Annotated in this window: 21 protein-coding genes; 16 read left to right on the top strand and 5 right to left on the bottom strand. The window is 56.1% G+C overall.

Annotated elements, in window-relative coordinates; all coding sequences use genetic code 11:
- Nucleotides 1–394: 394 nt before the first annotated feature.
- The 7 genes from PbB2_RS09325 to PbB2_RS09295 all read left to right on the top strand — a co-directional run bounded on the left by PbB2_RS09325 (nt 395) and on the right by PbB2_RS09295 (nt 7,030).
- Nucleotides 395–973, top strand: a complete 579-nt coding sequence (locus PbB2_RS09325; protein ID WP_108985172.1) for a curli assembly protein CsgF — start codon at nt 395–397, stop codon at nt 971–973.
- Nucleotides 973–2,139, top strand: a complete 1,167-nt coding sequence (locus tag PbB2_RS09320) for a CsgG/HfaB family protein (RefSeq protein ID WP_108985049.1) — start codon at nt 973–975, stop codon at nt 2,137–2,139. Before PbB2_RS09325 ends, PbB2_RS09320 begins: the two co-directional genes overlap by 1 nt.
- A 182-nt stretch (nt 2,140–2,321) precedes the next feature.
- Nucleotides 2,322–4,235 (top strand): beta strand repeat-containing protein, encoded by a 1,914-nt coding sequence (locus tag PbB2_RS09315; protein ID WP_108985048.1) that lies wholly within the window; start codon nt 2,322–2,324, stop codon nt 4,233–4,235.
- Nucleotides 4,236–4,320: 85 nt separating this feature from the next.
- A complete protein-coding gene (locus tag PbB2_RS09310) occupies nt 4,321–5,136 on the top strand; it encodes a hypothetical protein (protein ID WP_108985047.1) in 816 nt (271 codons plus the stop codon).
- 169 nt (nt 5,137–5,305) lie between these two features.
- Nucleotides 5,306–5,893, top strand: a complete 588-nt coding sequence (locus PbB2_RS09305) for a hypothetical protein (RefSeq protein WP_108985046.1) — start codon at nt 5,306–5,308, stop codon at nt 5,891–5,893.
- Nucleotides 5,890–6,669, top strand: a complete 780-nt coding sequence (locus PbB2_RS09300; RefSeq protein WP_108985045.1) for a hypothetical protein — start codon at nt 5,890–5,892, stop codon at nt 6,667–6,669. Before PbB2_RS09305 ends, PbB2_RS09300 begins: the two co-directional genes overlap by 4 nt.
- A 19-nt stretch (nt 6,670–6,688) precedes the next feature.
- Nucleotides 6,689–7,030, top strand: a complete 342-nt coding sequence (locus PbB2_RS09295; protein WP_133245766.1) for a hypothetical protein — start codon at nt 6,689–6,691, stop codon at nt 7,028–7,030.
- A gap of 46 nt (nt 7,031–7,076) precedes the next feature.
- Here PbB2_RS09295 and PbB2_RS09290 read toward each other — a convergent pair whose 3' ends face one another.
- Both PbB2_RS09290 and PbB2_RS09285 read right to left on the bottom strand, forming a co-directional pair.
- Nucleotides 7,077–8,468: a globin-coupled sensor protein gene (locus tag PbB2_RS09290; RefSeq protein ID WP_108985043.1), complete on the bottom strand. Its 1,392-nt coding sequence runs from the start codon at nt 8,466–8,468 to the stop codon at nt 7,077–7,079.
- A gap of 164 nt (nt 8,469–8,632) precedes the next feature.
- The gene (locus PbB2_RS09285) at nt 8,633–9,574 is read right to left on the bottom strand and encodes an NAD-dependent epimerase/dehydratase family protein (protein ID WP_108985042.1); all 942 of its coding nucleotides are present in this window, start codon (nt 9,572–9,574) and stop codon (nt 8,633–8,635) included.
- A 103-nt stretch (nt 9,575–9,677) separates the two neighbouring features.
- On the opposite strand from PbB2_RS09285, the gene PbB2_RS09280 reads away from it, so the two are divergent.
- Nucleotides 9,678–10,655, top strand: a complete 978-nt coding sequence (locus PbB2_RS09280) for a LysR family transcriptional regulator (protein WP_192576268.1) — start codon at nt 9,678–9,680, stop codon at nt 10,653–10,655.
- An 80-nt stretch (nt 10,656–10,735) separates the two neighbouring features.
- On the opposite strand, the gene PbB2_RS09275 is transcribed toward PbB2_RS09280, so the two are convergent.
- Together PbB2_RS09275 and PbB2_RS09270 are read right to left on the bottom strand one after the other, a co-directional pair.
- Complete coding sequence (locus PbB2_RS09275; protein WP_192576267.1) at nt 10,736–11,332, bottom strand: acyloxyacyl hydrolase; 597 nt, start codon at nt 11,330–11,332, stop codon at nt 10,736–10,738.
- A gap of 136 nt (nt 11,333–11,468) precedes the next feature.
- A complete protein-coding gene (locus PbB2_RS09270) occupies nt 11,469–13,121 on the bottom strand; it encodes a methyl-accepting chemotaxis protein (protein ID WP_108985039.1) in 1,653 nt (550 codons plus the stop codon).
- A 198-nt stretch (nt 13,122–13,319) separates the two neighbouring features.
- Here PbB2_RS09270 and PbB2_RS09265 point away from each other — a divergent pair, with 198 nt between their 5' ends.
- The 6 genes from PbB2_RS09265 to PbB2_RS09240 all read left to right on the top strand — a co-directional run bounded on the left by PbB2_RS09265 (nt 13,320) and on the right by PbB2_RS09240 (nt 18,540).
- Nucleotides 13,320–14,117 (top strand): crotonase/enoyl-CoA hydratase family protein, encoded by a 798-nt coding sequence (locus PbB2_RS09265; protein ID WP_108985038.1) that lies wholly within the window; start codon nt 13,320–13,322, stop codon nt 14,115–14,117.
- A gap of 17 nt (nt 14,118–14,134) precedes the next feature.
- Nucleotides 14,135–14,641 (top strand): hypothetical protein, encoded by a 507-nt coding sequence (locus PbB2_RS09260; RefSeq protein ID WP_145959875.1) that lies wholly within the window; start codon nt 14,135–14,137, stop codon nt 14,639–14,641.
- A 46-nt stretch (nt 14,642–14,687) separates the two neighbouring features.
- A complete protein-coding gene (locus PbB2_RS09255; RefSeq protein ID WP_192576265.1) occupies nt 14,688–15,836 on the top strand; it encodes a serine hydrolase domain-containing protein in 1,149 nt (382 codons plus the stop codon).
- 100 nt (nt 15,837–15,936) lie between these two features.
- Nucleotides 15,937–16,227: a putative quinol monooxygenase gene (locus PbB2_RS09250; protein WP_108985035.1), complete on the top strand. Its 291-nt coding sequence runs from the start codon at nt 15,937–15,939 to the stop codon at nt 16,225–16,227.
- A 118-nt stretch (nt 16,228–16,345) separates the two neighbouring features.
- Nucleotides 16,346–17,578: an acyl-CoA dehydrogenase family protein gene (locus PbB2_RS09245; RefSeq protein WP_108985034.1), complete on the top strand. Its 1,233-nt coding sequence runs from the start codon at nt 16,346–16,348 to the stop codon at nt 17,576–17,578.
- Between the two features lie 248 nt (nt 17,579–17,826).
- Nucleotides 17,827–18,540 carry a lipase family protein gene (locus tag PbB2_RS09240; RefSeq protein ID WP_238164944.1) on the top strand — a complete coding sequence of 238 codons (714 nt, stop codon included), beginning with the start codon at nt 17,827–17,829 and terminating at the stop codon, nt 18,538–18,540.
- Nucleotides 18,541–18,565: 25 nt separating this feature from the next.
- On the opposite strand, the gene PbB2_RS09235 is transcribed toward PbB2_RS09240, so the two are convergent.
- Nucleotides 18,566–19,471, bottom strand: coding sequence for an SDR family NAD(P)-dependent oxidoreductase (locus tag PbB2_RS09235; protein ID WP_108985032.1), 906 nt, complete (start codon nt 19,469–19,471; stop codon nt 18,566–18,568).
- A 243-nt stretch (nt 19,472–19,714) separates the two neighbouring features.
- Between PbB2_RS09235 and PbB2_RS09230 the strand changes: the two genes are divergently transcribed.
- Nucleotides 19,715–21,787: a S46 family peptidase gene (locus tag PbB2_RS09230; protein WP_108985031.1), complete on the top strand. Its 2,073-nt coding sequence runs from the start codon at nt 19,715–19,717 to the stop codon at nt 21,785–21,787.
- Nucleotides 21,788–22,064: 277 nt separating this feature from the next.
- Nucleotides 22,065–23,807, top strand: a 1,743-nt coding sequence (locus PbB2_RS09225) for a S46 family peptidase (protein ID WP_108985030.1), incomplete at its 3' end; no start/stop codon positions are given.

Here is a 23,807-nt window from a genome sequence, read left to right as displayed (position 1 = left end):
TATAAACTGGTGATTGCCAGTTCATTACTACTGGGTTAATGAAGCATTAATGGGCAGAGAGTGGCGACGTGCATGCGGCCGCATCTGTCCATCCACAATCTCTGTGGTCTGTGCCTATCGACTGTATTTTTGAGTTTTGTTTGAGTGATTTGTGTCGGTGATTTGAGATGGGTGCAGCCTCTGACAAACCATGATGGACCTTAAAGTCCGACTGGCCTTCGGAACGAAGCAGGGAATGTGGGGATCGGGCGTGGCTGTCCCCACCCTATGTGTTGCGGGGACATTGTTTGAGGTCGAAGGCCGATCGGTGCGCGTTCTGGCGAAACGACGCGTGTGTACCTGAACTTGTTTGTATTCCAGCAATCAGAAGATGACCTCATGGGTGGGGGATAGCATGGCATTTTTCCGTCGGCGGCCTGATGGGCCCGCGCAAATTGTGCACACATGCGGCACAGGTTTCTCGCAGCACCGCGCAGAGATTGGTGTCGATGCGTCTGGTGCGGCGCTGTCACCGGGGGGTCCTCACCGTCCTGCACAGCCCCATCTTGCCAAGAAATGGCTCCTCATCACGGCTCTGACCGGTGTAGGTCTGGGGTTACCCGGCATCTGTGCAGCCCAAGACCTGAATTACAAGCCGGTCAATCCGACTTTTGGCGGTAATTCTTTTAATTCCAGCCACTTGCTTGGCGTTGCCAACGCCCAAAATGATTATCGCGACAAGCGTGCCACCAGCAGCAATTCCCAGGCGGACGCTTTTGCGCGCCAATTGCAGTCGCGGCTTTTGTCAGCTGTGTCGTCCCAGATTGTCGATGCGATCTTTGGCGAAAACCCTCAAGAGCGCGGCAAGATTTCCTTGGGCGGGCAGACGATCGAGTTTGTGCGCGATCTGGTCAATGTCACCATCACCATCACCAATGATCAGACTGGCGAGGTCACAACCTTGGTCGTGCCGCTGTTTGTGGAGATCCAGTGATGCGCCGTCACATGCTCTGCCTCAGTCTTGCGGCACTGATTGGGCTTGGGGGATGTGTGTCAAGTACGGTGAAAGTCGCCCCACTTGGCAAGAACCTTGATGTGCCCATGATCCAGCAGCAAACCAGCACACAAAAGCTGTTGCAATCGCTGCCGGCTGCAGAGCGGCCTGTCCCTGTGGCTGTGTATAATTTTACCGACCAGACCGGCCAGTTCCGCGTGTCTGAAACTGGGCAAACGCTCTCACGTGCGGTGAGCCAAGGCAGCACATCCATCCTGATGAAGGCGCTGCAGGATGCAGGCCGTCGCAACTGGTTTCTGGTGTTAGAGCGCGAAAACCTCGCCAATCTGCTCAATGAGCGCCAGATCATTCGCGAAATGCGGGAACGCTATTTGGGCGAAACAAAGGTCAATCCCGAAGCATTGCCGTCGCTTTTGTTCGCGGGTGTGATTCTCAGTGGTGGGGTGGTTGGCTATGATACATCCACCCTGACAGGGGGTGCCGGCGCGGGCTTTCTGGGCATTAGTGCGCGTACTGAATATCGCCAGGATACGGTGACCGTTGCCTTGCGGGCTGTCTCGGTCCGCACCGGAGAAGTCCTGGCGGCGGTTACGACCACCAAGACAATCGCATCCTATTCGGTTGGCGGCGGTGCGTTTCGCTATGTCGGCTATAAAAAGTTGTTGGAAGCTGAGACCGGCATGACCACCAACGAACCCGACCAGGTTGCGCTGCAGCAGGCCATTGAGAAGGCAGTTTATGCCCTGATCATGGAAGGGGTTGAGCAGCAATTGTGGGGATTTGCCGACGCGCAAAAAGGAAATGCCTTGTTGGCGACCTATCGCGACGAGCGCGAGGGCCGCGTGACGGCAGAACAGCTGGATGACATGGCCAGGCGCGCTGAACGTCTGGCAGCCAAAGAGGTCGCCAAACAAAAAAAGCGCAACAAGAAGTCTGACAAAAAGCCAGTTACCCCGGTTGCAACCCGGCCTGATGGGAAGACGCCACCCGATAATCGGGTGAAAGTGTCTGCACTTCAACCGTCCGCACATCAAACTTCCGCATTGGGCGTGGCTGAAGCCGTCGCCGTCGCGGAACTTACCGCCTCTGCCAATCGGGGCCTCCCGATCGGCAAATTGGAACCGGCCAAAGTGCCGGGCAATTGAGACCGGACCGGGCAAAGCCAAATCAGCCCGGCCAAGCCTACAGCTTCCAATTCTGGTCACATGGCCAGTCCAGAAGCTGACATGTAGTTGTAGCGTACACTATTGATGATGCTGGGTTTTCCAGCGCCTCTTAAGTCGACACAGCCCAGACACCCGTCTGGCTGAATACTGGAGTCTTATCTATGAAAAAGATCATTTTGGCATCTGTGTCCGCGCTTGCGCTGGCCGCGGCTGCCACTGGTGCAGGCGCCTCTGCACTGCCGTCGGGGACACCGTCCTCAGAGGTGACCCAATCAGGCAGCGGCAATAATGCCAATGTCAATCAGGTCGGTACCGCCGCTTTGGTGAATGCCAGTTCCAAAATTACCCAATCCAACGCCAATAATCTTGCCAATGTGACCCAAACTGTGAATGCGGTTGGGCCTGCCTTGGCCTCGGATGTCGACCAAAAAGGTAGCGGCAACCGAGTTGTCGTGTCTCAAGCGTTGTCGACTGGCAGCGCCACTGGGTCAGCTTCACAAGTCACAATCAAGCAGTTCAGCACCGCTGATGCGACCTTGGCCCCCGTTGGTGGAACCAACAGTACCGCCTCTGAAGGCAATTTCGCAATGGCGCTGCAAACCGGTGGCAGCAGCAATACTGCCACGATCACACAAGGCAGCGCATCTGATCGCAAGAATGGCAATTACGCCACCTCAAGCCAGTCCGGTTCGAAGAATGCGGCAACGATCAATCAGTTTGCAACCGATGCCTATGCCGCCACCAGCCAAACTGGGGAAGATAACAGGTCGACGGTGACTCAAGCTGATGCTTTGACCTCACCCTCCGATGATCCCAATGCGGTCATTATTCAGAATGGCAATGAGAACATCTCAGGCGTGTCGCAAACAGCCGGCAGCAGCTCACAGGGCAATCTCGATGTCTCGGTCACACAAGATGGCGACAAGGGTGAGTCCTATATTGACCAAGTTGCTTCGGGTGCGAACTCCAAAAACCTGTCGGCCACTGTGGTTCAAAGTGCCGGCAGCGAATTGGCACGTTCAACCATTACCCAAACTGCATCCGGTCCCAATACCAGCGACCTGATCGCCTCCGTAACACAGAGCGGTCGGTTCACCGGCACGGGCTTTTCCAACATCACCCAGACCGCCAGCAGCGACGGTTCAAGTCAGTTGCGGGCCACCGTCAACCAAACCAACAACGCAAAGTCGACCATCACTCAAACCGCAGCCGCCAGCCAGCGTTCAAATAATCAAGGCGGTGACATTCTGGTGGCACGGGTTACCCAAACAGGTGAAAACAGCTCAACGATCACCCAGACCATGAGTGAAAACACCTCGAGCGGAACCTATGCGCCTCGGAATTATTCGGCGACCATCATCCAAACCGGTGATTCCAACACCTCCACGGTGACGCAGATTGATTCTTTGGACACCCGGTGGAATAGCGATGACAAGGATTTGAGGGCTGATGTCACGCAGAATGGCGCCAATAACAGTTCGGCCGTCTATCAGACAGGCTGGTCTGCAACCGCAACGGTCCAGCAAAGCGGCACCGGCCACAAAAGCGTCGTCAACCAAAATCTGGATGAATTCGGCAACGAAACCAATTTTGGCTTTGGTACGGTCCGAGTCACCCAAACCAACCAAGACAACGAAGCCTATGTAACCCAGCGCGGGATTACCAGCGGCATCGGAGTTACGCAAAATGGTCGAGATGGCAAGGTTGTGTTTGATCAGACCACGGCAACCAACCGGGCGAAGGGCACCATCCTGCAAACGAGCACATCTCGGAACGGCGAAGTTTATGTCACTCAGACGGGCAGCATATTCCCGGTCAACCTCCAACGAGGTCCTGTTGATGGCAAAAACGATGTCGACGTGACCCAAAGTGGTGTCGACACCAAAGCATCGATCGATCAGGGCGGGGTGAATAATTACACCGACATCCTGCAGTCGGGTAATTCTGTCGAAGCCGTGGTCAACCAGACCAATGCCAGCGAAAGCACCACTGTGATCACCCAGGCTTTGGGGAATGCATTTGTGGGCGTGATCCAAGCTGGCACTGGCCACGTCGCCAATATCGCCCAACGCTAAGCCAACTGCGCACCGGGGGCAATTTGGCTGAAGGCCTCCGGATGTTTTTCAAGCCATCATTTGCAAAACTTGAAGGAAAACTGACATGAAAATGCTGATTAAATACGCCGCTTCCACTCTGGCCTTGACCTTGATTGCTGGGGCAGTCCAAGCCCGGCCACTCCCAGAGCTCAATGCCCAAGTTGACCAGTCGGGCACCAGCCAGGAAGCCAATGTCACGCAGAATGCAGCTGTTGCATCGGTAACCGTGACCCAGACCAATGATGACAATACGGCCAATGTTTCCCAAACGGCGGCAGCTTTGCGGGCCAGTGCTTTTGTCAAGCAAATTGGGGTGAAGGGCGATGTCACAGTAACCCAATCCGGCGCGGACACTGTGGCTGAAGTGGTCCAGTCCGGCACCTTTGGCGCGGCCCGCAATGTGGTCTCGATCAGTCAGGTCGGTGCTGGTGCAATCAGCCGCGTTGGGTCGCGGGCAGCTGGTAACGCAGCCGAAGTGATTGGTCAGTCTGGCTCGGATAATGCCATCACTGTCTCTCAGACCGCGTCAGCAGTCGACGCCCGCAGCGATATCACGCAAGCCGGCACCAGCCACATCATCAATGTCTCACAGAGCAGTGAGGATGCAGCCAGTGACATCACCCAATCAGGGTCGAACAATGAAATCAATTTGACCCAGTCAGGCTTTGGTGCGGCCAGCGATATTGTGCAATCAGGCTCAGACAACCGGACTATTGTGCTGCAGAGCGGCGCTGATACGGAAAGCTATGTCGACCAATCAGGCAGCAATGGTCTGATTGACGTTTATCAGTCGCTCTCCGGGGCATATTCGTCTGTGACCCAGTCGGGCGCGGGCAATTCCGCAACGGTGACCCAGGGCACGCGCCCAGCCGCTAGGTAATCGGCAGACGGGCAGGGATCTCAGGCTTGGCTGTTATAGACAGGTCCTGCGTCTGGGTTTCCTGCCCACCTTTTCAACCATCGTGCGTATGTCTCGGTTGTTTATGGCTTGATGATCATTCCAGAACCGGCTCTGCCAGTTTGTTAGGCAAAGATTGTGTGAGGCGAAGATGACGAAAATGTTGATCTTGCGGGCGCTCGGGTTGGGCTTGATGCTCGGGCTTGGCCTTTCAGCACCCGCTGCCGCCCAATCCGGGGCCTATATCTCCCAGATCGGTGCTGCCAACCGTGCCAGCATCAGCCAGGATGGTGGCGCGATTTCTGGTCTGGCCAAAGTCGAGCAAGATGGGGAGCGGAATGTCGCCGATATATTCCAGACCGATGCTGCCCATCAGACACGTGTGGATCAGACGGGTAGTTTGAATGAGGTTTTGGCCATCCAGCGTGGCGGCCAATCCCATGTGGGTGTGATGACGCAGGAGGGGAGTGGCAATCACATTTCACTCGCCCAGATTTCTGCTGTCGCGACCCAATCGGCTGCCATCACGCAGCTAGGTGATGGCAATAAAGTTACTCTATCGCAGGATGGCACGGCCAATTCCGCGACTTTGACCCAGATTGGCAATAACAATCTGATGAGCCTTGCCCAGACGGGTGGTGGGGTGATTAGCTGGAAACAGGAGGGCAATAATCTTGCCCCCATTGAAATGGTGATCGGGGGTGGCCAGATCCTGTTCCTGACGCAGGTTAGACCATGACACCGGCTCTTGCCTTGTTCCTGTTTTGGCTCGTGACACAACAAGGTGCGACAGCACCTGCGTCATCGCCAACCAAACCCGTGAGGCAAAACGAGAAAGTCTGGATTGAGACCGAACCCAGACCAAGTTCAGCCTTGCCAGGGAAGACGCCTTCGCCGAATACACAGCCCGAAAATACCACGTTTCAGGTCGTCATTGGCCCGCCGGTCTCGGGCGATCATGTACAGGCCGAACAGGCCAGTCCCGATGGCGCGCCGGCACCCATCCCCATGCAGGTCAGCCAGCACCCGCAATCACGTCTCGGCTTGGCACAGCCTCGCCCGGCCCCGGCCAGTGCCGCACCACCCCCGGCCTTAAGCCAAGCTGCCGATGGTCGGATCACAGCGATCACCGCGCTCAAAGGTGATGACCGATGTGCAGCAAACCCGGGTCCTGAACTCGCCGATATATGCGCCCGGGTGATTGAGACACGCAGCGATGAGTTTTCAATCCCGGACAGGTCGGCATTGTCACCCGAGCAGCGGCTTCTAGCCGATCAGCAAAGCCTCGAATCCGGCCCGCTTGACATAAATTCCGCGGCGCGACGTCTGTCTGCAGGAAAACAAGATGACACGCTGGCAGGCCTTGCGGTGGCCAGCGTGGCTCTGTCCCAGCCTGTTGGGCCGACTGACCAAAAGAAAGAGTCGGAGACCAAGACTCAGGCCGTGCCTGCCGTGGTCGATGCTTTGGTTGCCGCGATTCTACAGCAGACCGGTGGCGGACCACCGCCCAATTGAGCTGGAGATTGAGCCTGGCATGAGCTTTGCCCTTCCCCCGTCTAGCCCCAGTCTCAGTGCGCACATGCTTGAGTTGCGCATGGCGCAAGATGGCGGTCAATTGGTTGTTTCTGCATGGGTTTATTGCAAAGATTTGCCAGATATCGCCTGGCAATTAGACATTTCAGTAACCAAGGACTCCGGCCGCAGCACGATAAGGCAAGCCGGAATAGGTGGCTCTGCATCACGCCCCGTCTGTGTCACCCGCTTGGATTGGGGGGTAGAAGGCACAGCCAGTTTGGTCGTCCGGTCGCAAGGCCTCACAATCGCCACTCTCAGCAAAGATTTGGCCAATGCATCTGGGGACATGAAAAAGGGCTGACCTTTTGAGGTCAGCCCTTGCATGAGTGGAAAACCGCTGTGAGGCGTTAGGATGCGCGAACCCGGCGCAAAAAGCCGTCGACTTCTTGCTTCAAGCGGTCGGCCTGCTGGCCCAGTTCGCGGGCAGCACCAAGACTTTGGGAAGCTGCAGCCCCGGTTTCGTTGGCCCCTTGTTGCACCATTTGGATGGCGCTGCTGACCTCGGCTGTGGCCCCGGCAACATCAGAGGTATTGCGGGTGATTTCGCGTACGGCGGTCATCTGCTCTTCCACCGCTGCCGAGATGGAGGCAGAGATTTCGTTGATGGCGTTGATGGTGGCGCTGATGGCCTCAATATCGGTCACAGCGCGTTCGGTCACTTCCTGCACGCCTGAGATCTGCGCCGAGATTTCGTCAGTTGCCCGCGCCGTCTGATTGGCCAAATTCTTGACTTCCGAGGCCACAACCGCAAACCCACGACCGGCTTCACCAGCGCGTGCTGCTTCAATCGTGGCGTTAAGCGCCAACAAATTGGTTTGTCCGGCAATCTGGGAAATCAAACCCACAACTTGGCCAATGCGCGATGCCGCTTCCGACAGGGCCGCCACGGTGGAATTGGTTTCGATGGCTTTGGTTTCAGCTTCGCGCGCCACATTGGCAGCTTGTGTGACCTGCTGGGCGATTTCGCTGATGGAGGCCGCCATTTCTTCGGCTGAGGCAGCCACGGTTTGCACATTGCCAGCCGACATTTCAGCGGTCCGCGCCACCGAGGAAGAATGGCCAGAGGTCTGGCTTGCTGTGTGGGCCAAGGTCTCGGACGTGGCTTCAAGCTCTGTTGCAGCCGAGGCAACTGTTTCGACCACTTGAGACACCGAAGCTTCAAAGTTGGCGGCTAATTCCTCCAAAGCCACTTTGCGGGCCTTCTCAGCACTTTCCATGTAGACCTCCACGGCAAAGTCGAGGTCGAGCAGCACGGCCTGCATCACTGCGCGCGAGAAGCGGGCTGGCGAGGCACCACTGGTTTTGCCACCAAACATCTTGTTCTTTGGGTTTAAGGCCAGCCGGATTGTGGCCTCTTCCGCAATGCGGGCCGACAGCAAGGAATAGCCGCCAATAAACCAGGTCGGTGCCAGACCCAGGCGGGCATGGATGCCCCAAATCTTGCGAACCGAGGCTTCATATTCATCCCCGAAGTCGGCTTTGGCGATCAGCATCCAGTGCTGGAGTTGCTTCTCACGCACATGGGCAATCACTGAGTTTTTGAACACCGCGCCAACAGCGGGCCAAGACTGCATATGCGAATAGAATTCGTCCAACAGCATCGGCATGATTTCCGGCAACAGCGGGATCAACTCTCGCAATGTGTTGCGTGTTGTTTGGTCGATATTCTGAAACCGGATGCGTTCGTTGATGCTGACGCGTTCCATGCGAAACTCCTGCTTTGCAACGTCGATGCGCATTTCCTTTGCAAACTGGGACTAATGAAAACTTAATGCTGAAATTGCGGAATACTGACCGTATACGACCGATTTCATCGCATTTGCTCCTCGTTGGTAATCGATAGGCAATAATCGTACTGGGGCAAATTTTTGCTCAATACGATTAGTTACCTGTAATTTCTCAATTACTGACTTTGGAAGCTTTTCAATGTCTCTTGTACACCCCGCTCAAAGGACGTCGGGTCGGCCCAGAAGCGGGTCTCAAACTTTTTGCAGTCAACCTGGTAGGGGCGGTCCCATTGGAAGCGCATTTCGACCATTTCGCGCATCATCGGATGAACAAGGCCCAGAATAGGTAGCCATGCCATGGGCAGAGATGTGAGCTTAAGTGTCTGATTTAGTTGACGTGCTGCGATGTCCAAAATGGCGCGTGGACTGGTTGTGGGTGCGCTGGGCACATGCCATGCTTGGCCGAAATCGCTGTCATCGGCGTCCAAGAGCGACATGACTGCCCGACCAATATCGGGCACATAAGCAAAATCATGCGGCTGGTCTGGGTCGACAATCAGCATGGCTTTCTTGCCTTGTGCGATGGCAGCCAGTCCTAATTCACCCAGATGCGATTGTTTGACACCGGGCCCATAAAAGTCTGGCGCGCGTAGGGCAGTAACGCGGACTTTGCCCTCATGATGGGCCGCCAACCATTGGCGCGTGATCGCCGCGCGTACGGCGGGTTTGCGGCCGTAATCCATCGGTGGCATGGTTTCCACTAAAGGTCGGGTCTGCGGCCCGTAGAGGTAAAGATTGTCCACAAAGATCAGGCGCGCGCCAGCCCGTTGTGCCCCGGCGAGCACATGGGCCATGGCGGCGGGCCAGTGGCTTGCCCATGTCGTACTTTGGTAGGCAAAGCCGACCGCCAACACGATCTGATCAGCCCCCTCGCATGCTGTTGCCACGGCGGCCGCATCGCGCATGTCACAGCTTTGGAAGGTAACGCCTACGGGCAAATCTGCCGGCCGGGTGCGCTGGGCAACACGGATGGTCTCGCCTGTACCGCGTGCGAGCAATTGATGAACGATGCTTTGGCCGACAGGGCCATAGCCGAAAATGACATAGGTTTGGCGCATCTTGCTTCTCCACAATCCAGCCGCGCTCTGCTGTGCGTTGGCCGTCGGGACTGATTTAGTCCTTGTACTTGTATGCGTAAAATGAATGATTTATATATTCATCATGCACCAAACGAATTTAAATGGCTTAGACCTCAATTTGCTCCCGCCGCTAGAGGCCTTGTTGCGTTTGCGCAATGTGACGTTGGCCGCGCGTGAGGCGGGCATGAGCCAACCGGCCATGAGCCGGGCCTTGGGGCGGTTGCGCCATGTGTTCAAGGACCCCTTACTGGTGCGCGGCCGCAAGGGGCTGATGCTAACGCCGCGCGCGATCGAGGTGGCAGCCATCCTTGGCCCGACCCTGCAACGTGTCCAACATGTGTTTGCCGAACCGCAATTTGATCCTGCCAAAGCCCAGCGCCAGATCAGAATTGCCGCATCCGATGTCCATAATGCCTTGATCCTCCCCCATTTGATCGCACTTCTGGTGCAGGAAGCCCCCGGCCTCGACATTGTTTGCGAGCCTTATGGCCCGAATCTGGTGGAGCAGATGTTTGCCGGGACGCTGGATTTTGCCTTTGCTTTGGATTCCACGCCACTGCCGACAGGGGCCCACAGTGTCCCACTGGCGCGTGACGAGCTTACCTTGGTCATGCGGCACGATCATCCCTTGGCTGGGCATGATTGGACCGTTCAAGATTATGGCCGGGTGCCCCATGTGCTGATTGGACTATTGAACGACGGGGTCAGCGAGATGGATGCTTGGCTGGCGGCTGAAGGGGTGAGCCGCACCTCAATCTGGTCATCTCCCCATTTTTTGGCCGCTCTTGCCACTGTTGCGCAGACCGATGCCGTCACGACGGTGTCACGCGCCTTTGCCAGCCGGTTTGGCCCGGGTCTTGGTTTGATTTTGAAGCGGCCGCCTTTTGCCCGCATTGATTTTGGGATCGTGCTGGTCGGCTCTCAAGCACAAGCGCGGGATCCTTTGATGCTGTGGCTGGCCAACAAAATGCGTCAGGCGGCCCAACTCGCTTACGGCGTGGAAACGGGTCGCTCTCAGGATGCCGGGGCGCGGGCGGATGTTGGAACAATTCCCGCCTAAATGGATCACCGCGTCAGGCAGATTGGACCTGACGCACATATGCTTTTGGCGCGCGTTAGGCTGTGGCGACAAAAGCTGCTTTAGAAAGTCCGCCCTAAGCGCAGGCCGACATTATCGATGCCTTGGTTCTTGGATCCACCCAAAATATGGCCATGGCTTAAGTGCTCATAGACCACATAACTCGTCCATTGGTCATTGTGTTGGTAGCCAAGTGCAAAGCCCAGGCGGAACAAATCGCGTGATCCCAAGGCCAATTCCTCAGCGTTGAACTTGGCCCGACGCACACTGTCAGCGGGGGGATAGGGATTGTCCAAGGGGTCCCCATTATGAATGATATAGCCCAGATAAGGGTCAAGACTGATTTTCTTGCCCAAGGGGATGCGCCAATCCAGTCCGACTCCCGCAAAGCTGGTTTCGCCTTGGGTGTTTAGCGAAATCACCGCACTTGGGCGCGGTGAGAAAGCAAATCCGAGCCAGTTCGGGCTTTCCCACAGCACTTCGAGCTGGACGTCAGGCCCACCTTCCTTGTGGGCATTCTTAGACACATTGGTCTCGACATTATGGGCGAGCACCGCCCCACGTACCTCCGATACCTCGGCCCGCGCGGGTGCGTAAAGTGTGACGCATCCTAAAAGGCAAGAGACGACAAACAACTTGCACAATTCAAATCGAGCCACGTGAATTTCCCCCTTTTGTCGACTTTATCCAAAGCTCGAGTCCCGCGATCAGGTCAAATCATAAAGCAAGGCCACGCCAATTTGGCGTGGCCTGCGAAGTAAAGGGGGCCTAAACGTGATGTTCCGCGCAAAACCCTTATGCGGCGCGGACGTCCTCTAAGAACCGATCCACGGCGCGCTTGAGATGATCGGCTTGCATCCCAAGTTCACGAGCAGCCGCAAGGCTTTGTGCTGCTGCAGCCCCGGTTTCGGCTGAACCCTGCTGGACTAAGCCAATGGCTTGACTGACCTCACTGGTTGCTGTCGCCACGTGAGACGTGCTCTGGGTGATCTCTTGCACAGCGACCATTTGCTGCTCAACTGAGCTCGAGATTGAGGCAGAGATTTGGTTGATTTCACCAATTGTGCTCGCGATACCTTCAATGGCTGAGACGGCCAGTTGGGTCGCACTTTGGACTCCGGCGATTTGATGACTGATTTCGTCGGTGGCCTTGGCGGTCTGCTCGGCCAAGCTCTTTACTTCTGATGCAACAACGGCAAAGCCCTTTCCCGCCGCCCCGGCGCGGGCAGCCTCAATTGTGGCATTGAGTGCCAACAGGTTGGTTTGGCTGGCGATGTCAGAAATCAAACTCACCACCGCGCCGATTTTGCCAGCCGCATCCGAGAGCGCAACCACGGTCGAATTTGTTTCTGATGCCTTGCGCGACGCCTCGATTGCAATGCGCGCTGCGGTTTGGACTTGATTGGCAATTTCGGCAATCGAGGCTGACATTTCTTCGGAGGCCGATGCCACCGATTGCACATTCGACGCTGATAAACTCGCGGTCCGCGCCACAGAGTTCGAGTGCTCCGAGGTGTCTTGCGCGGTTTTTGTGAGGGTTTCTGACGTTGCCTCCAATTCGGTTGCGGCTGAGGTTACCGTATCAACAACTTGGGCAACAGAGGATTCAAAGCTGTCAGCCAAGGCCAGCATCGCGGCGCGCTTGCCTTCTTGAACTTCTTTTTCCTTGCTCTTGGATATGGCCTCCAGGCGGCGGACTTCTTGGGCGTTCTTGACGAAGATTTGCAAGGCCGACCGCATTCGGCCGACGCAATCGCGACGGTCAAGATCGTCAATCACAATGTCTATATTGCCCTTTGCGACATCATCCATCAGGGCTGTTGTCCTGTTCAATGGCGCGGCGATGATGTTGGAAAGTGCGAGAGCCAAGCCACCGCCAATGACGATTACCGCCCCGATCATGGCGACGGCCATACTGGTGCTTTGTTGAACGAGCCTGCTCATCAAGGGTCCAACTTTGTCCTGCTGGGCTTTGGTTGCCGACATCAGGTCCGTTGTTAAGGTCGAAATCGACGCGCCGAGTTGATTGCGCTGGTTTGATGCGGCTGGGTCAGCGGTCACCTGCTGGGCTACCTTGACGTACTGGCTTGTTTTTAAATTGATCTCTTCAAGCCGGGATTTGATTTTAGGGTCCACAGCGATATCTTTGGCTTGTGCCAGAGACCGACCCAACTCTGCATAGATGTCCTGCATGGCTTGGATGTCTGCGGGATCCTTGCTGACTTCATACTTGATCGCGGGCACACGCATTTTCTGAAAATGTTCGGCGACTTCAGCTACAGATGCAGTTTGGCGAGCCAGTTGGCGATATTCGTTCGCGAGGACTTCGACGCGCCTTGACTCCCATGCAAGCAAACCACAAGCTAATGTTACCAGCGCGATCAAAGCTCCGAAGGCAAGTTTGATCTTTTGTGCAACTGGCGCGTGATACGTATAGTATTTGAACAAGATAACCCCCTAGTTTTACCTCTCGGTATCTCGCTCATTTGTCCTTCAGTCCTAAAAATTTCTTTATGGCGGGTCTTGGTCTGTTCACAAATCTGTGAGCTTGCCGATCCGGCAGCGCTGACTGTGTGTTCAACACCGGAAAAGATTGCCACGAAAGGCACCTGGGTTTAGGGCTGACCTCCCGATTTGGAGGTTCTTATGGCTGTTGCAAAGCTGGAAAAAGACGGGGCGATTGCCACCATCACCATCACCCGCCCGGAGGCAATGAATGCTTTGGGCCAACCCGGCGACGGTGATGTGTTTCAAGCCATTTGTGCACAGATCAATACTGATCCTGCCATTCGTGCCGCCATCCTGACCGGTGAAGGCCGCGCTTTTTCAGCCGGGGGCGACGTCAAGGCGATGAAGGAACGCAGCGGGGCCTTTGCGGGCAGTCCAGCTGAAATCCGCGAGGCCTATCGTGGCAATATCCACAAGATCATCAAAGCCCTCTGGTCGCTCGAAGTGCCCTTGGTGAGCGCGATCAACGGCCCAGCTATTGGTTTGGGTTGTGATGTGGCGTGCATGGGCGATATTCGGTTGGCCGCCAAGGGAGCCAAGTTTGGCGTGACCTTTCTGAAATTGGGCCTGATCCCCGGTGATGGTGGGGCGTGGCTGACCCCGCGGATCATCGGCTGGAGCCGGGCCTGCGAACTCTTGTTTACCGGGGATGTGGTTGATGCGGAAACCGCCTGCGCATGGGGCTTTGTTTCTCGCGTGGTTGAAGCTGATGTCTTAATGGATGAAGCCCGCGCACTGGCGCTCAAAATTGCCCAGCAACCGCCCCATGCACTGCGCGTGACCAAGGCCTTGATGCGCCAAGGCCAGACGGCAACCTTTGACACCATCATGGAGTTATCAGCCGCCTCGCAAGGCCTGATGCACCACACCAAGGACCATGAAGAAGGGGTGGATGCCATTCTTGAAAAGCGTAGCCCCAGCTTCACTGGCCAATGAGATATGCGCTGCCCCTTATGATCCTCTTGGCAGTGGCCGCTTGTGACCGGGCTGACCAAGATCAGGATCCCCGTGATCGGGTTGGCCAAGACGGGCCTTTGTCCTGGCGGTTGGTTGAGCAGAAATCCGGTGCGGCGGCCTTTCTCTCCCGTCCGGGGGCGGCACCCGATCTTGTGTTGTGGTGCGATGACCAGAAGGGTCTGACCCTGCGCGCCCATGTGTTCAAAGAACCAGCCGCCCAGCCTGATTTGCTTCTAACCACGTCCGGTGGGCAGATCACCTTTACCAATGTGCGCCGCCAAGGTGGATTACGCGCCACAGACCGGAAACTGGTTGAGGGTCGGGTCAATCTGGCTGATCCCCGCGTCACCGCAACCTTGGCAGCAGCCCAACGCTTGACGTTGACGTCAGGGGGAGTTGATTATCAAGTTGAGCCGCAGGATCGTGCCGGGGCGTTGCGTGGTTTTCTGACCGCCTGCGCGTCACAAGCCGCACCCGTCGGGAAAAATGGATCGACGCCTTAACCAGACGATCTGGTGAACGGGGCAGACAATGATTGGGGAGAAAGTCATGTCGGAAAAACCCTTGGTTCACGGTTATGTCGCACAAGGCTTTGAATCGGTCCGGGATCTGTTTGCCGAGAATCTGGCCAGTGGTCAGGAATTGGGCGCGACTTTTTGTGTCGTACAAGATGGGCAGACCATTATCGACCTTTATGGTGGGGTCCGTGATGGAGACCATGCTGAGGCCCTAGGCCCCGATGATTTGTTCAATGTCTGGTCCACCACCAAGGGCATGGCTGCAACCTGCATTGGCATTGCGGTTGAGCGAGGTCTGTTGGCTTATGAGGCCAAAGTTGCTGATTATTGGCCTGAGTTCGGCGTCCATGGCAAACAGGATGTGACGGTAGAAACCCTGTTAAGCCATGCCAGTGGCGTGCAAGGACCAGATACGCCTGCGACCACCGAAGAATTGCTCGATATTCCAGTCTTTTCGGCCCGCCTAGCGGATCAAACACCCATGTTTCCGCCCGGATCGGCCAGCGCCTACAATGCAGGGATTTTTGGTCATTGGGTGGATGCTTTGTTGCGCGCCACAGATGGGCGCAACTTGAAGGATTTCTTCGCAGCCGAAGTCGCAGCCCCGCTGCAGGCTGATGTCTGGATCGGTCTGCCACAGGATCAACACCATCGACGTGCCCCCATCGTCGCACCCTGGGCTGCGATGGTCGAGCAGACGCCCCCGTCGCCTGACCCTGTCGTGCGCGCTGCCCTGGGTAGCCCCCGCATGAGCCCGCTTCTGGCCAATCGTGCTGACTGGATCGCTGCTGGCAATGGCGCGGCGGGTGGCAGTGCCAATGCGCGCGGCATCGCCCGTGTCTATGGGGCTTTGGCGCGAGGTGGTGAGATTGACGGGGTGCGCATCATGCGCCCAGACAGCGTGGCGCGCATGGTGGCCCAGCGTCGGGAAGGCAAGGATAAGGTTTTGGGCATGTGGGTGCGGTGGGCGGCAGGCTTCTTATTGTCCAATCGCGGCCTTTATGGTCCAAATGACAACAGCTTCGGTCATTCGGGTTGGGGTGGCAGTTTCGGCTTTGCCGATCCTGATGCCAAGCTTGGTTTTGGCTATGCCATGAATCTCATGGCTCCCAATTTGGCTGGCGACCCGCGCGGCGGCAGGCTTGCGGCGGAAACCTATCGCTGCCTTGGACTGGCTTGAGGCTGAAAAGCTGCGCGCCGGGGCCTTCCCTCGGCCTGCAAAGCCCCTATAACCAGAAGCATCAGCACCACGACACACAACAAAGCTGAGGGAGAGAGAAATGATCGGTATCTGCGCGCAATTCACCATTCAAGACGGCAAGGCCGCTGAATTCGAAGCCATGTTGACCGAGTTTGTCACCACGGTGAAAGCCAAAGAGCCTGGCGCGACGGTCTATCAATTGTGCAAGAATGCCAAGGCTGAGAATGAGTATTTCATGCTTGAACTCTATGCTGACCAAGCTGCCCTCGATGCCCATGGCAAGACAGACCACATGGCCGCTTTGGTTGCGAAGATCGGCCAATTTCTGGCCGGCCCGCCCAAGCTGGTACAAGGCCCCGCTTTGTTTTAGGTCGCAGGCCTAGGCCTGCCGCTTAGCTCCATGCGCGCGGGCCTCAGGCCGCCTCAACCAAACACGTTCCAACCCCGCGCGGATGCTGCGCGCCAGGCTGTGCAGAAGGAGATACGTCATGGACCTCGCCTTTACCCCCGAAGATCTTGCGTTTCAGGCCGAGGTGCGCGCCTGGATCGCAGAAAACTATACCCCCGCGCTGCGCGCCAAAATGGCGCTGTCCAAGAATGGCTATCTGGACAAGGAAGGCCAAGTCGAATGGCAAAAGCGGCTTTATCAAAAAGGCTGGGCTGCCCCGGACTGGCCAGTGGAATATGGTGGACCGGGCTGGACTGCGAGCCAGCGATACATCTTCAATATGGAGATTTCGGCCGCGGGTTGCCCCACGCCATCGCCCATGGGTCTCAAAATGGTGGCTCCCGTCATCATGGCCTTTGGAAATGAACAGCAAAAGGCCCAGCATCTGCCGAAGATCCTCAGCTCAGACATCTGGTGGTGTCAGGGCTATTCGGAACCGGGTTCAGGTTCAGACCTCGCCAGCTTGCAAATGAAGGCCGAAAAAACCGTGCGCGACGGGGTTGAAGGCTATGTCCTGAATGGCTCGAAAATCTGGACGACCCAAGCCCAATGGGCCGATTGGATGTTTAATCTGGTGCGCACCAGCCAAGAGGCCAAGAACCAGAATGGCATCAGCTTCATTCTGGTCGACATGACCTCACCCGGCATCAGCATCCGCCCACTGCCGACGCTCGACGGTCCGGTCGAAGGCCAGCAGGAAATCAACCAAGTCTTCTATGAAGATGTGTTTGTAACAGCCGAAAATCTGATCGGGGAAGAAGGCAAGGGCTGGACCTATGCCAAATATCTTCTGGAGTTTGAGCGCGGCAATGCCTATGCGCCCGGCCTGAAAAATGCGCTCAAAAAGGTGAAGCGTATTGCGGCGGTGGAGCAGGCGGGGGCGGGGACCCTGATCGAAGATGCCGACTTCCAGCGCAAAATTGCTGAGCTTGAAATCCAGATCCAAGCCCTTGATGCCACTGAGATGAAAATCTTTTCGGGCCTGTCGTCCGGCAAATCGGTTGGCGCAGCTTCCTCGATGCTCAAGTGCAAAGGCAGTGAGATGCAGCAAGCCATCTCTGAACTGGCTTTGGAAGCTGTTGGTGCCAATGGCGTGCCGTTTGTCGCCGACAGCTGGGCCATTATCGATGGTCGGTCAAATGACCCCTTCCCAGTACCCGATTATGCTGTGGCTGTCGCGCCGGCCTATTTCAATTATCGCAAGACCTCGATTTATGCCGGGTCGAACGAAATCCAGCGCAACATCATGGCGAAAATGGTGCTGGGCCTTTAGGGCAAAAATCCTCCCCCAGAGCATCGGGGCGCGTTACGCTCCGATCTCTGGCGGGCATCTATCCTTCCATCTCTAAAGTGGATTAGACTTTGGAAATGGACCCACAATCACCGCCCCCCATATCCCCAATTACCCTGGGCCGCGACGAGGCCAGAAGCCTGCCGACGTGGCGCGCCGCCTTTTCGGAGCGGACAGCTGAGCTGATGGCAAAGCTTGCCCTCTTGTCCTATGAAACAGATTTAGAAAAATTGACTAACTTATTGACTCAAGGTCAATTTACGTTGCTGGCTTCATATGATGAAGCTGGCAGCCAGGCCTTTCTGGCGCGGGCGAACGACTTTGTTGTCATCGCCTTTCGCGGCACGGATTCCTTCCTTGATTGGAAGACCAATTTGATGAGCGAAACGGTGCGCGTCGATACCCGTTTAGGGTCGGTGGAACTCCATAAAGGCTTCAAGAAAGCTTATGATCGCATTGGCGCTCAGCTCTTGGAGGATGTGAATCGCCATGTGCCCAATAACACAGGCCTTTATCTGACCGGGCATAGTTTGGGCGGTGCTTTAGCTCAAATTGCATCCACCCACCTGGAGCGAGATAATCTGGCTGCATGCTATACATTTGGGGCGCCACGTGTCGGCGATTTGTCGTTTGATCGATTGGTTGTCTGCCCGCATTATCGGCTGGTGAATGGCTGGGATCTTGTCACCACCTTACCGCCGCCGCTCTTCACCCCCTATCGCCACACCGGCGATCCACGATTGCTGACACGTTTAGGCAAGCCGATCATCCGCCGAGACCGCAGCCCATTTGTCAAAATTCTTCACACACTTGCCGGGCTCATTTCCTTCCTATTTGGCAATCCGCGTCTTTTGGACGACCACCGGCTTGAAGCTTATATCGACAAAATAAAAGCCGCCCGCGCCTTAAGAGGGGAGGCGCGGGTCGGCAGCATGTTTGATTAAGTAAGGGGTGGCTGAAGGCCGAGCTTTAGCCACCCGATAGTTTGCGCATGAACTTGCCCGTCTGGCCGCCGCCTTGCTCATAGGCTTCGTGTCCTGCAGGGTCGGTGATCTTGTCCCAATTGTCGCGGACGGCTTCGGCGGTGATGTCATCACCCTTGAGGCAGATGCCATCGGTTTCATAGATTTTTGCAACCGCAAACACGCCGGCCCCAGCCGACAAAACAGTCCCTGTCGGCGCATCTTCGCTGACCAGATACATCACGCCCGGCGTCACATATTCAGGCTTCAACAGGTCCAGCATTTGGGGTGGCATCAGGTTTTCTGTCATGCGGGTGGCCGCCACCGGGCTGATCGCATTGACCTTGATGTTATTCTTAGCCCCTTCCAGCTTCAGCGTGTTCATAAAGCCATAAAGCGCCAGCTTGGCGGCGCCATAATTGGTTTGGCCGAAATTGCCATACATGCCCGACGACGAGGTCGTGACCACGATGCGCCCGTAGTTTTGCGCCTTCATGATTTCCCACACGGCCTTGACCGGTTTGACAGTGCCCATCAGGTGGACGTTCATGACGACTTCAAAGTCTGCCATCTCCATCTTGGAGAAGCTCTTGTCGCGCAGGATGCCTGCATTGGCGATCAGAATGTCGATACGGCCCCATTTGTCCATGACTTGGGCGACCATATTGGCCACGCCCGCATCATCGGCGACCGAGCTGCCATTAGCGATGGCTTCCCCGCCCATGGCCTGAATCTCGGCGACAACGGCTTCGGCTGCGGCCGAATTGCCCCCCGTTCCATCCATTGCACCGCCCAAATCATTGACCACGACCTTGGCACCGCGACGGGCTAATTCCAGCGCATGCTGCTTGCCCAGACCACCGCCAGCCCCGGTGACAATGGCGACCTGACCATCAAAGCGAATATCTGACATGAGAACTTCTCCTGAGCTTTTTAGTGTCAAAATTTTGCGCTCTGTCCTGCCCACCACTTCCGCGCACGTCAAGGGAAAGTGACATGGCTTGAGGTCTCAATGGATGGTCGAAGGCGCACAGTTTTTATGAGAGGCGAAGTGGTTAAATCTTGCGGTGCTCATTTAAGGGAGTAATGTTGTGGTGGGCTGAGGGCATCCCGCTCCCAACCTGAATAGACGCATTTCCCAAAGGATATACAGTCAATGCCATTAAAGCTTTTGAAGGCGGCAACCGCCGCAGCCTTTGTGATTTCCAGCCCCGCTTTTGCCGATGAAGGCATGTGGACTTTTGATGCATTCCCCGCCGCTCAGATGAAGGCCACTTATGGCTTTGCCCCCGATCAGGCTTGGCTCAACCGGGTGCAACAATCTGCGGTACGCTTGTCGGTGGGTTGTTCAGCGAGCTTTGTCTCCAACACCGGCCTGATCCTGACCAATTGGCATTGTGTCTCGCTCTGTGTTGGGGATTTATCAAGCGCGGACAAAGATTATAACAAGAGCGGCTTCTTGGCGACCACCTTGGTCGATGAGAAGGCCTGCCCCGGCATGCAAGCGGAGGTGCTGGTCAGCATTACAGATGCGACCGCCGAGGTTAAGGCGGCTACGGCTGGCGTTGAAGCATCCAAGGTCGCGCAAGCGCGTGCTGTTGCCATCGCACAGCTGGAAGAAGAGGCCTGCAAGGATGACAATAAAGAGCTGTTCCGGTGCGAGGTGATCGACTTATACCGGGGTGGGCAATACAAAGTCTACAAATACCGCACCTATAAGGACGTTCGGCTGGTCTTTGCGCCCGAAAAAGAAGTAGGCTTCTTTGGCGGCGATCCTGACAATTTCAACTTCCCTCGCTACAATCTCGATAGCGGTTTTCTGCGTGCCTACGAGAACGGCAAACCCGTCAAAACGCCGACCTACCTGCCTTGGACGCAAGAAACGCCGAAAGATGGCGATGTGGTTTTTGTCGCGGGCAACCCTGGCTCAACAGAACGGCTGCGTACTGTTAATCAACTTAAGTTTGAGCGTGATTTTCCATTACAATCTGATCTGTTGATTTTATCAGAGTGGCGTGGTCGCCTTATTGAATATCGCAACAAGTCCGTAGAGGCGAAACGCTCAGCCGAGTCAGTCTTCTATATTGTGGAAAACTCCTTTAAGGCCCTTTACGGGCAGCAGCGTGCTTTAGCCGACCCCTCCTTTCTTGCGATCAAGGAACCTGAGGAGGCTGATCTGAAGGCCAAAGTCCGCGCCGATGCCAAGTTGCGAGCTGAAATTGGTGATCCATGGGCTGACATTGATCGGCTGCTGGCCAAACAGCAAGACTTGTTCTGGCAGTATCAATATCTCGAAAGCTATTCCGGCGCGACATCGAGCCTTTATCCCATGGCTGTCAACTTGGTTCGTTTGGCCAACGAAGGCGCGAAACCCTTGGCGGAGCGTTTGCCTGGTTATTCGGATGCGGATATGGTCCAAATTCAAGAACAACTCCTGGCAGATGCCCCAGTCTACAAGGAGATTGAGCAGATTGGACTAGAATTATGGTTGTCGAAAGCGCGCGAATATCTCACCGCCGACCATCCAGCCATCAAACGGCTTCTGGGCTCTGAAAGCCCCGAGGGCATTGCAGCGCGTGGTATCGCTGGCACCAAGCTGGACGATAAAGCGGTACGGGAAGCTTTGATCAAAGGCGGCAAGGCGGCCATTGATGCGTCGACCGATCCATTGATCGTCCTTGCCCGCCGGGCTGAAGCCGATGCCCGGGCCATTAATGTCAAGATGAACCAAGAGGTCAATGGCCCGATTTCTCAGGCCGCAGAGCGGATTGCCGCCGCCCGCTTTGCTGTTTATGGCAGCAATGTCTATCCAGATGCCACCTTCACGCTGCGCCTGTCGTATGGTGTGGTGGATGGCTGGACCTATGGTGGGGTGAAGATACCCTCAACCACCAATATCGGTGGGTATTTTGAGCGGGCGAGCGGTGAATTCCCCTTTGTGGCAGCACCGTCTTGGCTGGCGGCGAAGTCCAGCCTCGACCCATCGATCCCCTTCAACATCTCCACCACCAATGACGTTATTGGCGGCAATTCGGGTTCGCCTCTGATTGACCGGCAAGGACGGGTCGTGGGTGCCGTTTTTGATGGCAACATTCATTCGCTGGGCGGCAATTTTGCCTATGATGGCCGCTACAACCGCACGGTTTCTGTGACCACAGCGGCAATCACGGAAGCCTTGAGCAAAGTCTATAAAGCAGACCGCTTGGTGGCAGAGCTAAAGGCCAAATAGGCAGGTCGAAAACCACCGTGTGACTGGTTCTAAGCCGCGTCGGCCCCAAGCCCTCCGGTGACGTCACGCTAGATCGGGGGCAAAGTCGCGTTCGGCTTTGCCCCTTTTTCTTGGGGTTTTGCGGGTAGGGTCGGCACAAGAAGCAAGTCGTCTATGGCTTGGGGTGTAATTTTCTAATGCGACAGACCTCTCATGACTTTTGCGATGGGATTGAACACGGTAACACAGTGAAAGGTGAGGCATATGGTATACCCCACCCACTAAGGACACGATCTCGATGCACTCGAAGCTTTTGATGGCGACAGCCGCCGCTGCCCTAATGTTTTCAAGCCCCGCGTTTGCCGATGAAGGGATGTGGACATTTGATGCCTTCCCTGCCGCCAAGATGAAGGCCACTTATGGCTTTGCCCCCGATCAGGCTTGGCTCAGCCGGGTTCAGCAATCTGCAGTGCGTTTGTCTTCTGGCTGTTCGGCTAGTTTTGTGTCGGACACGGGCCTGATCCTCACCAATTGGCATTGCGTTTCAAGCTGTGTCGCGGATCTGTCCAGCGCGGATAAGGATTATGGCAAAAACGGCTTCTTGGCGGCCACTTTGGTCGATGAGAAGACCTGCCCCGGTGTGGAAGCTGAGGTGCTGGTCAGCATTATTGATGCGACCGCCAAGGTGAAGGCCGCGACGGTTGGCGTTGAGGCGTCGAAAGTCGCCCAAGCGCGCGCCGTAGCCATCGCACAGCTGGAAGAAGAGGCCTGCAAGGATGACAGTAAGGAGCTTTTCCGGTGCGACATGATCAGCCTATTCCGCGGTGGGCAATATAAAGTCTACAAATACCGCACCTATAAGGACGTTCGTTTGGTCTTCTCGCCAGAAAATGAGATGGGTTTCTTTGGCGGCGATCCAGATAATTTCAACTTCCCACGCTATAATCTCGATAGCGGATTCCTGCGCGCCTACGAGAACGGCCAACCCGTCAAGACCCCAACCCACCTGACTTGGACTCAAGAAACGCCGAAAGATGGCGACGTGGTTTTTGTCGCGGGCAATCCCGGCTCGACCGAGCGGCTGCGTACGGTCAATCAGCTTAAGTTTGAGCGCGATTATCGCCTGCACACGCGCCAATTGGTGCGGGCAGAGCTGCGTGGGCGCTTGGTGGAATATCGCACCAAATCTGCTGAGGCCAAACGCTCTGCCGAGGAAATATTGTTTGGTGTCGAAAACAGCTACAAGGCCCAATATGGTCAGCAGCGAGCCCTGATGGATCCTGCCTTTTTTGCGATCAAAGAACGTGAAGAAGCTGATCTGAAGGCCAAAGTCCGCGCCGATGCCAAGCTAAAGGGTCAAGTAGGCGATCCTTGGGCCGACATTGATCGGGTTCTGGCCAAGCAACAAGACATGTTCTGGGAGCATGAGTTTTTAGAAGCGCGTGCGGGTTCAGTGTCGGGCCTTTATTTCACGGCACGTGCGCTGGTGCGCATGGCCAATGAACGGGCTAAACCCGTTGCTGAACGCCTGCCGGGCTATTCGGATGCAGCCATTGCACAAATGGAACAGCAAATCCTGACTGAGGCCCCAATCTACAAGGATCTGGAAGTCATCGGTCTGGAATTGTGGTTGTCGAAAGCGCGCGAATATCTCACCGCCGACCATCCAGCCATCAAACGGCTTCTGGGCTCTGAAAGCCCCGAGGGCATTGCAGCGCGTGGTATCGCTGGCACCAAGCTGGACGATAAAGCGGTACGGGAAGCTTTGATCAAAGGCGGAAAGGCGGCCATTGATGCGTCGACCGATCCATTGATCGTCCTTGCCCGCCGGGCTGAAGCCGATGCCCGGGCCATTAATGTCAAGATGAACCAAGAGGTCAATGGCCCGATTTCTCAGGCCGCAGAGCGGATTGCCGCCGCCCGCTTTGCTGTTTATGGCAGCAATGTCTATCCAGATGCCACCTTCACGCTGCGCCTGTCGTATGGTGTGGTGGATGGCTGGACCTATGGTGGGGTGAAGATACCCTCAACCACCAATATT

This window comes from Candidatus Phycosocius bacilliformis (assembly GCF_003112735.1).
Lineage (GTDB): Bacteria > Pseudomonadota > Alphaproteobacteria > Caulobacterales > Aquidulcibacteraceae > Aquidulcibacter > Aquidulcibacter bacilliformis.
Note: the sequence above shows the minus strand (reverse complement) of the source record. Positions and strands in the feature narration are given on the sequence as shown.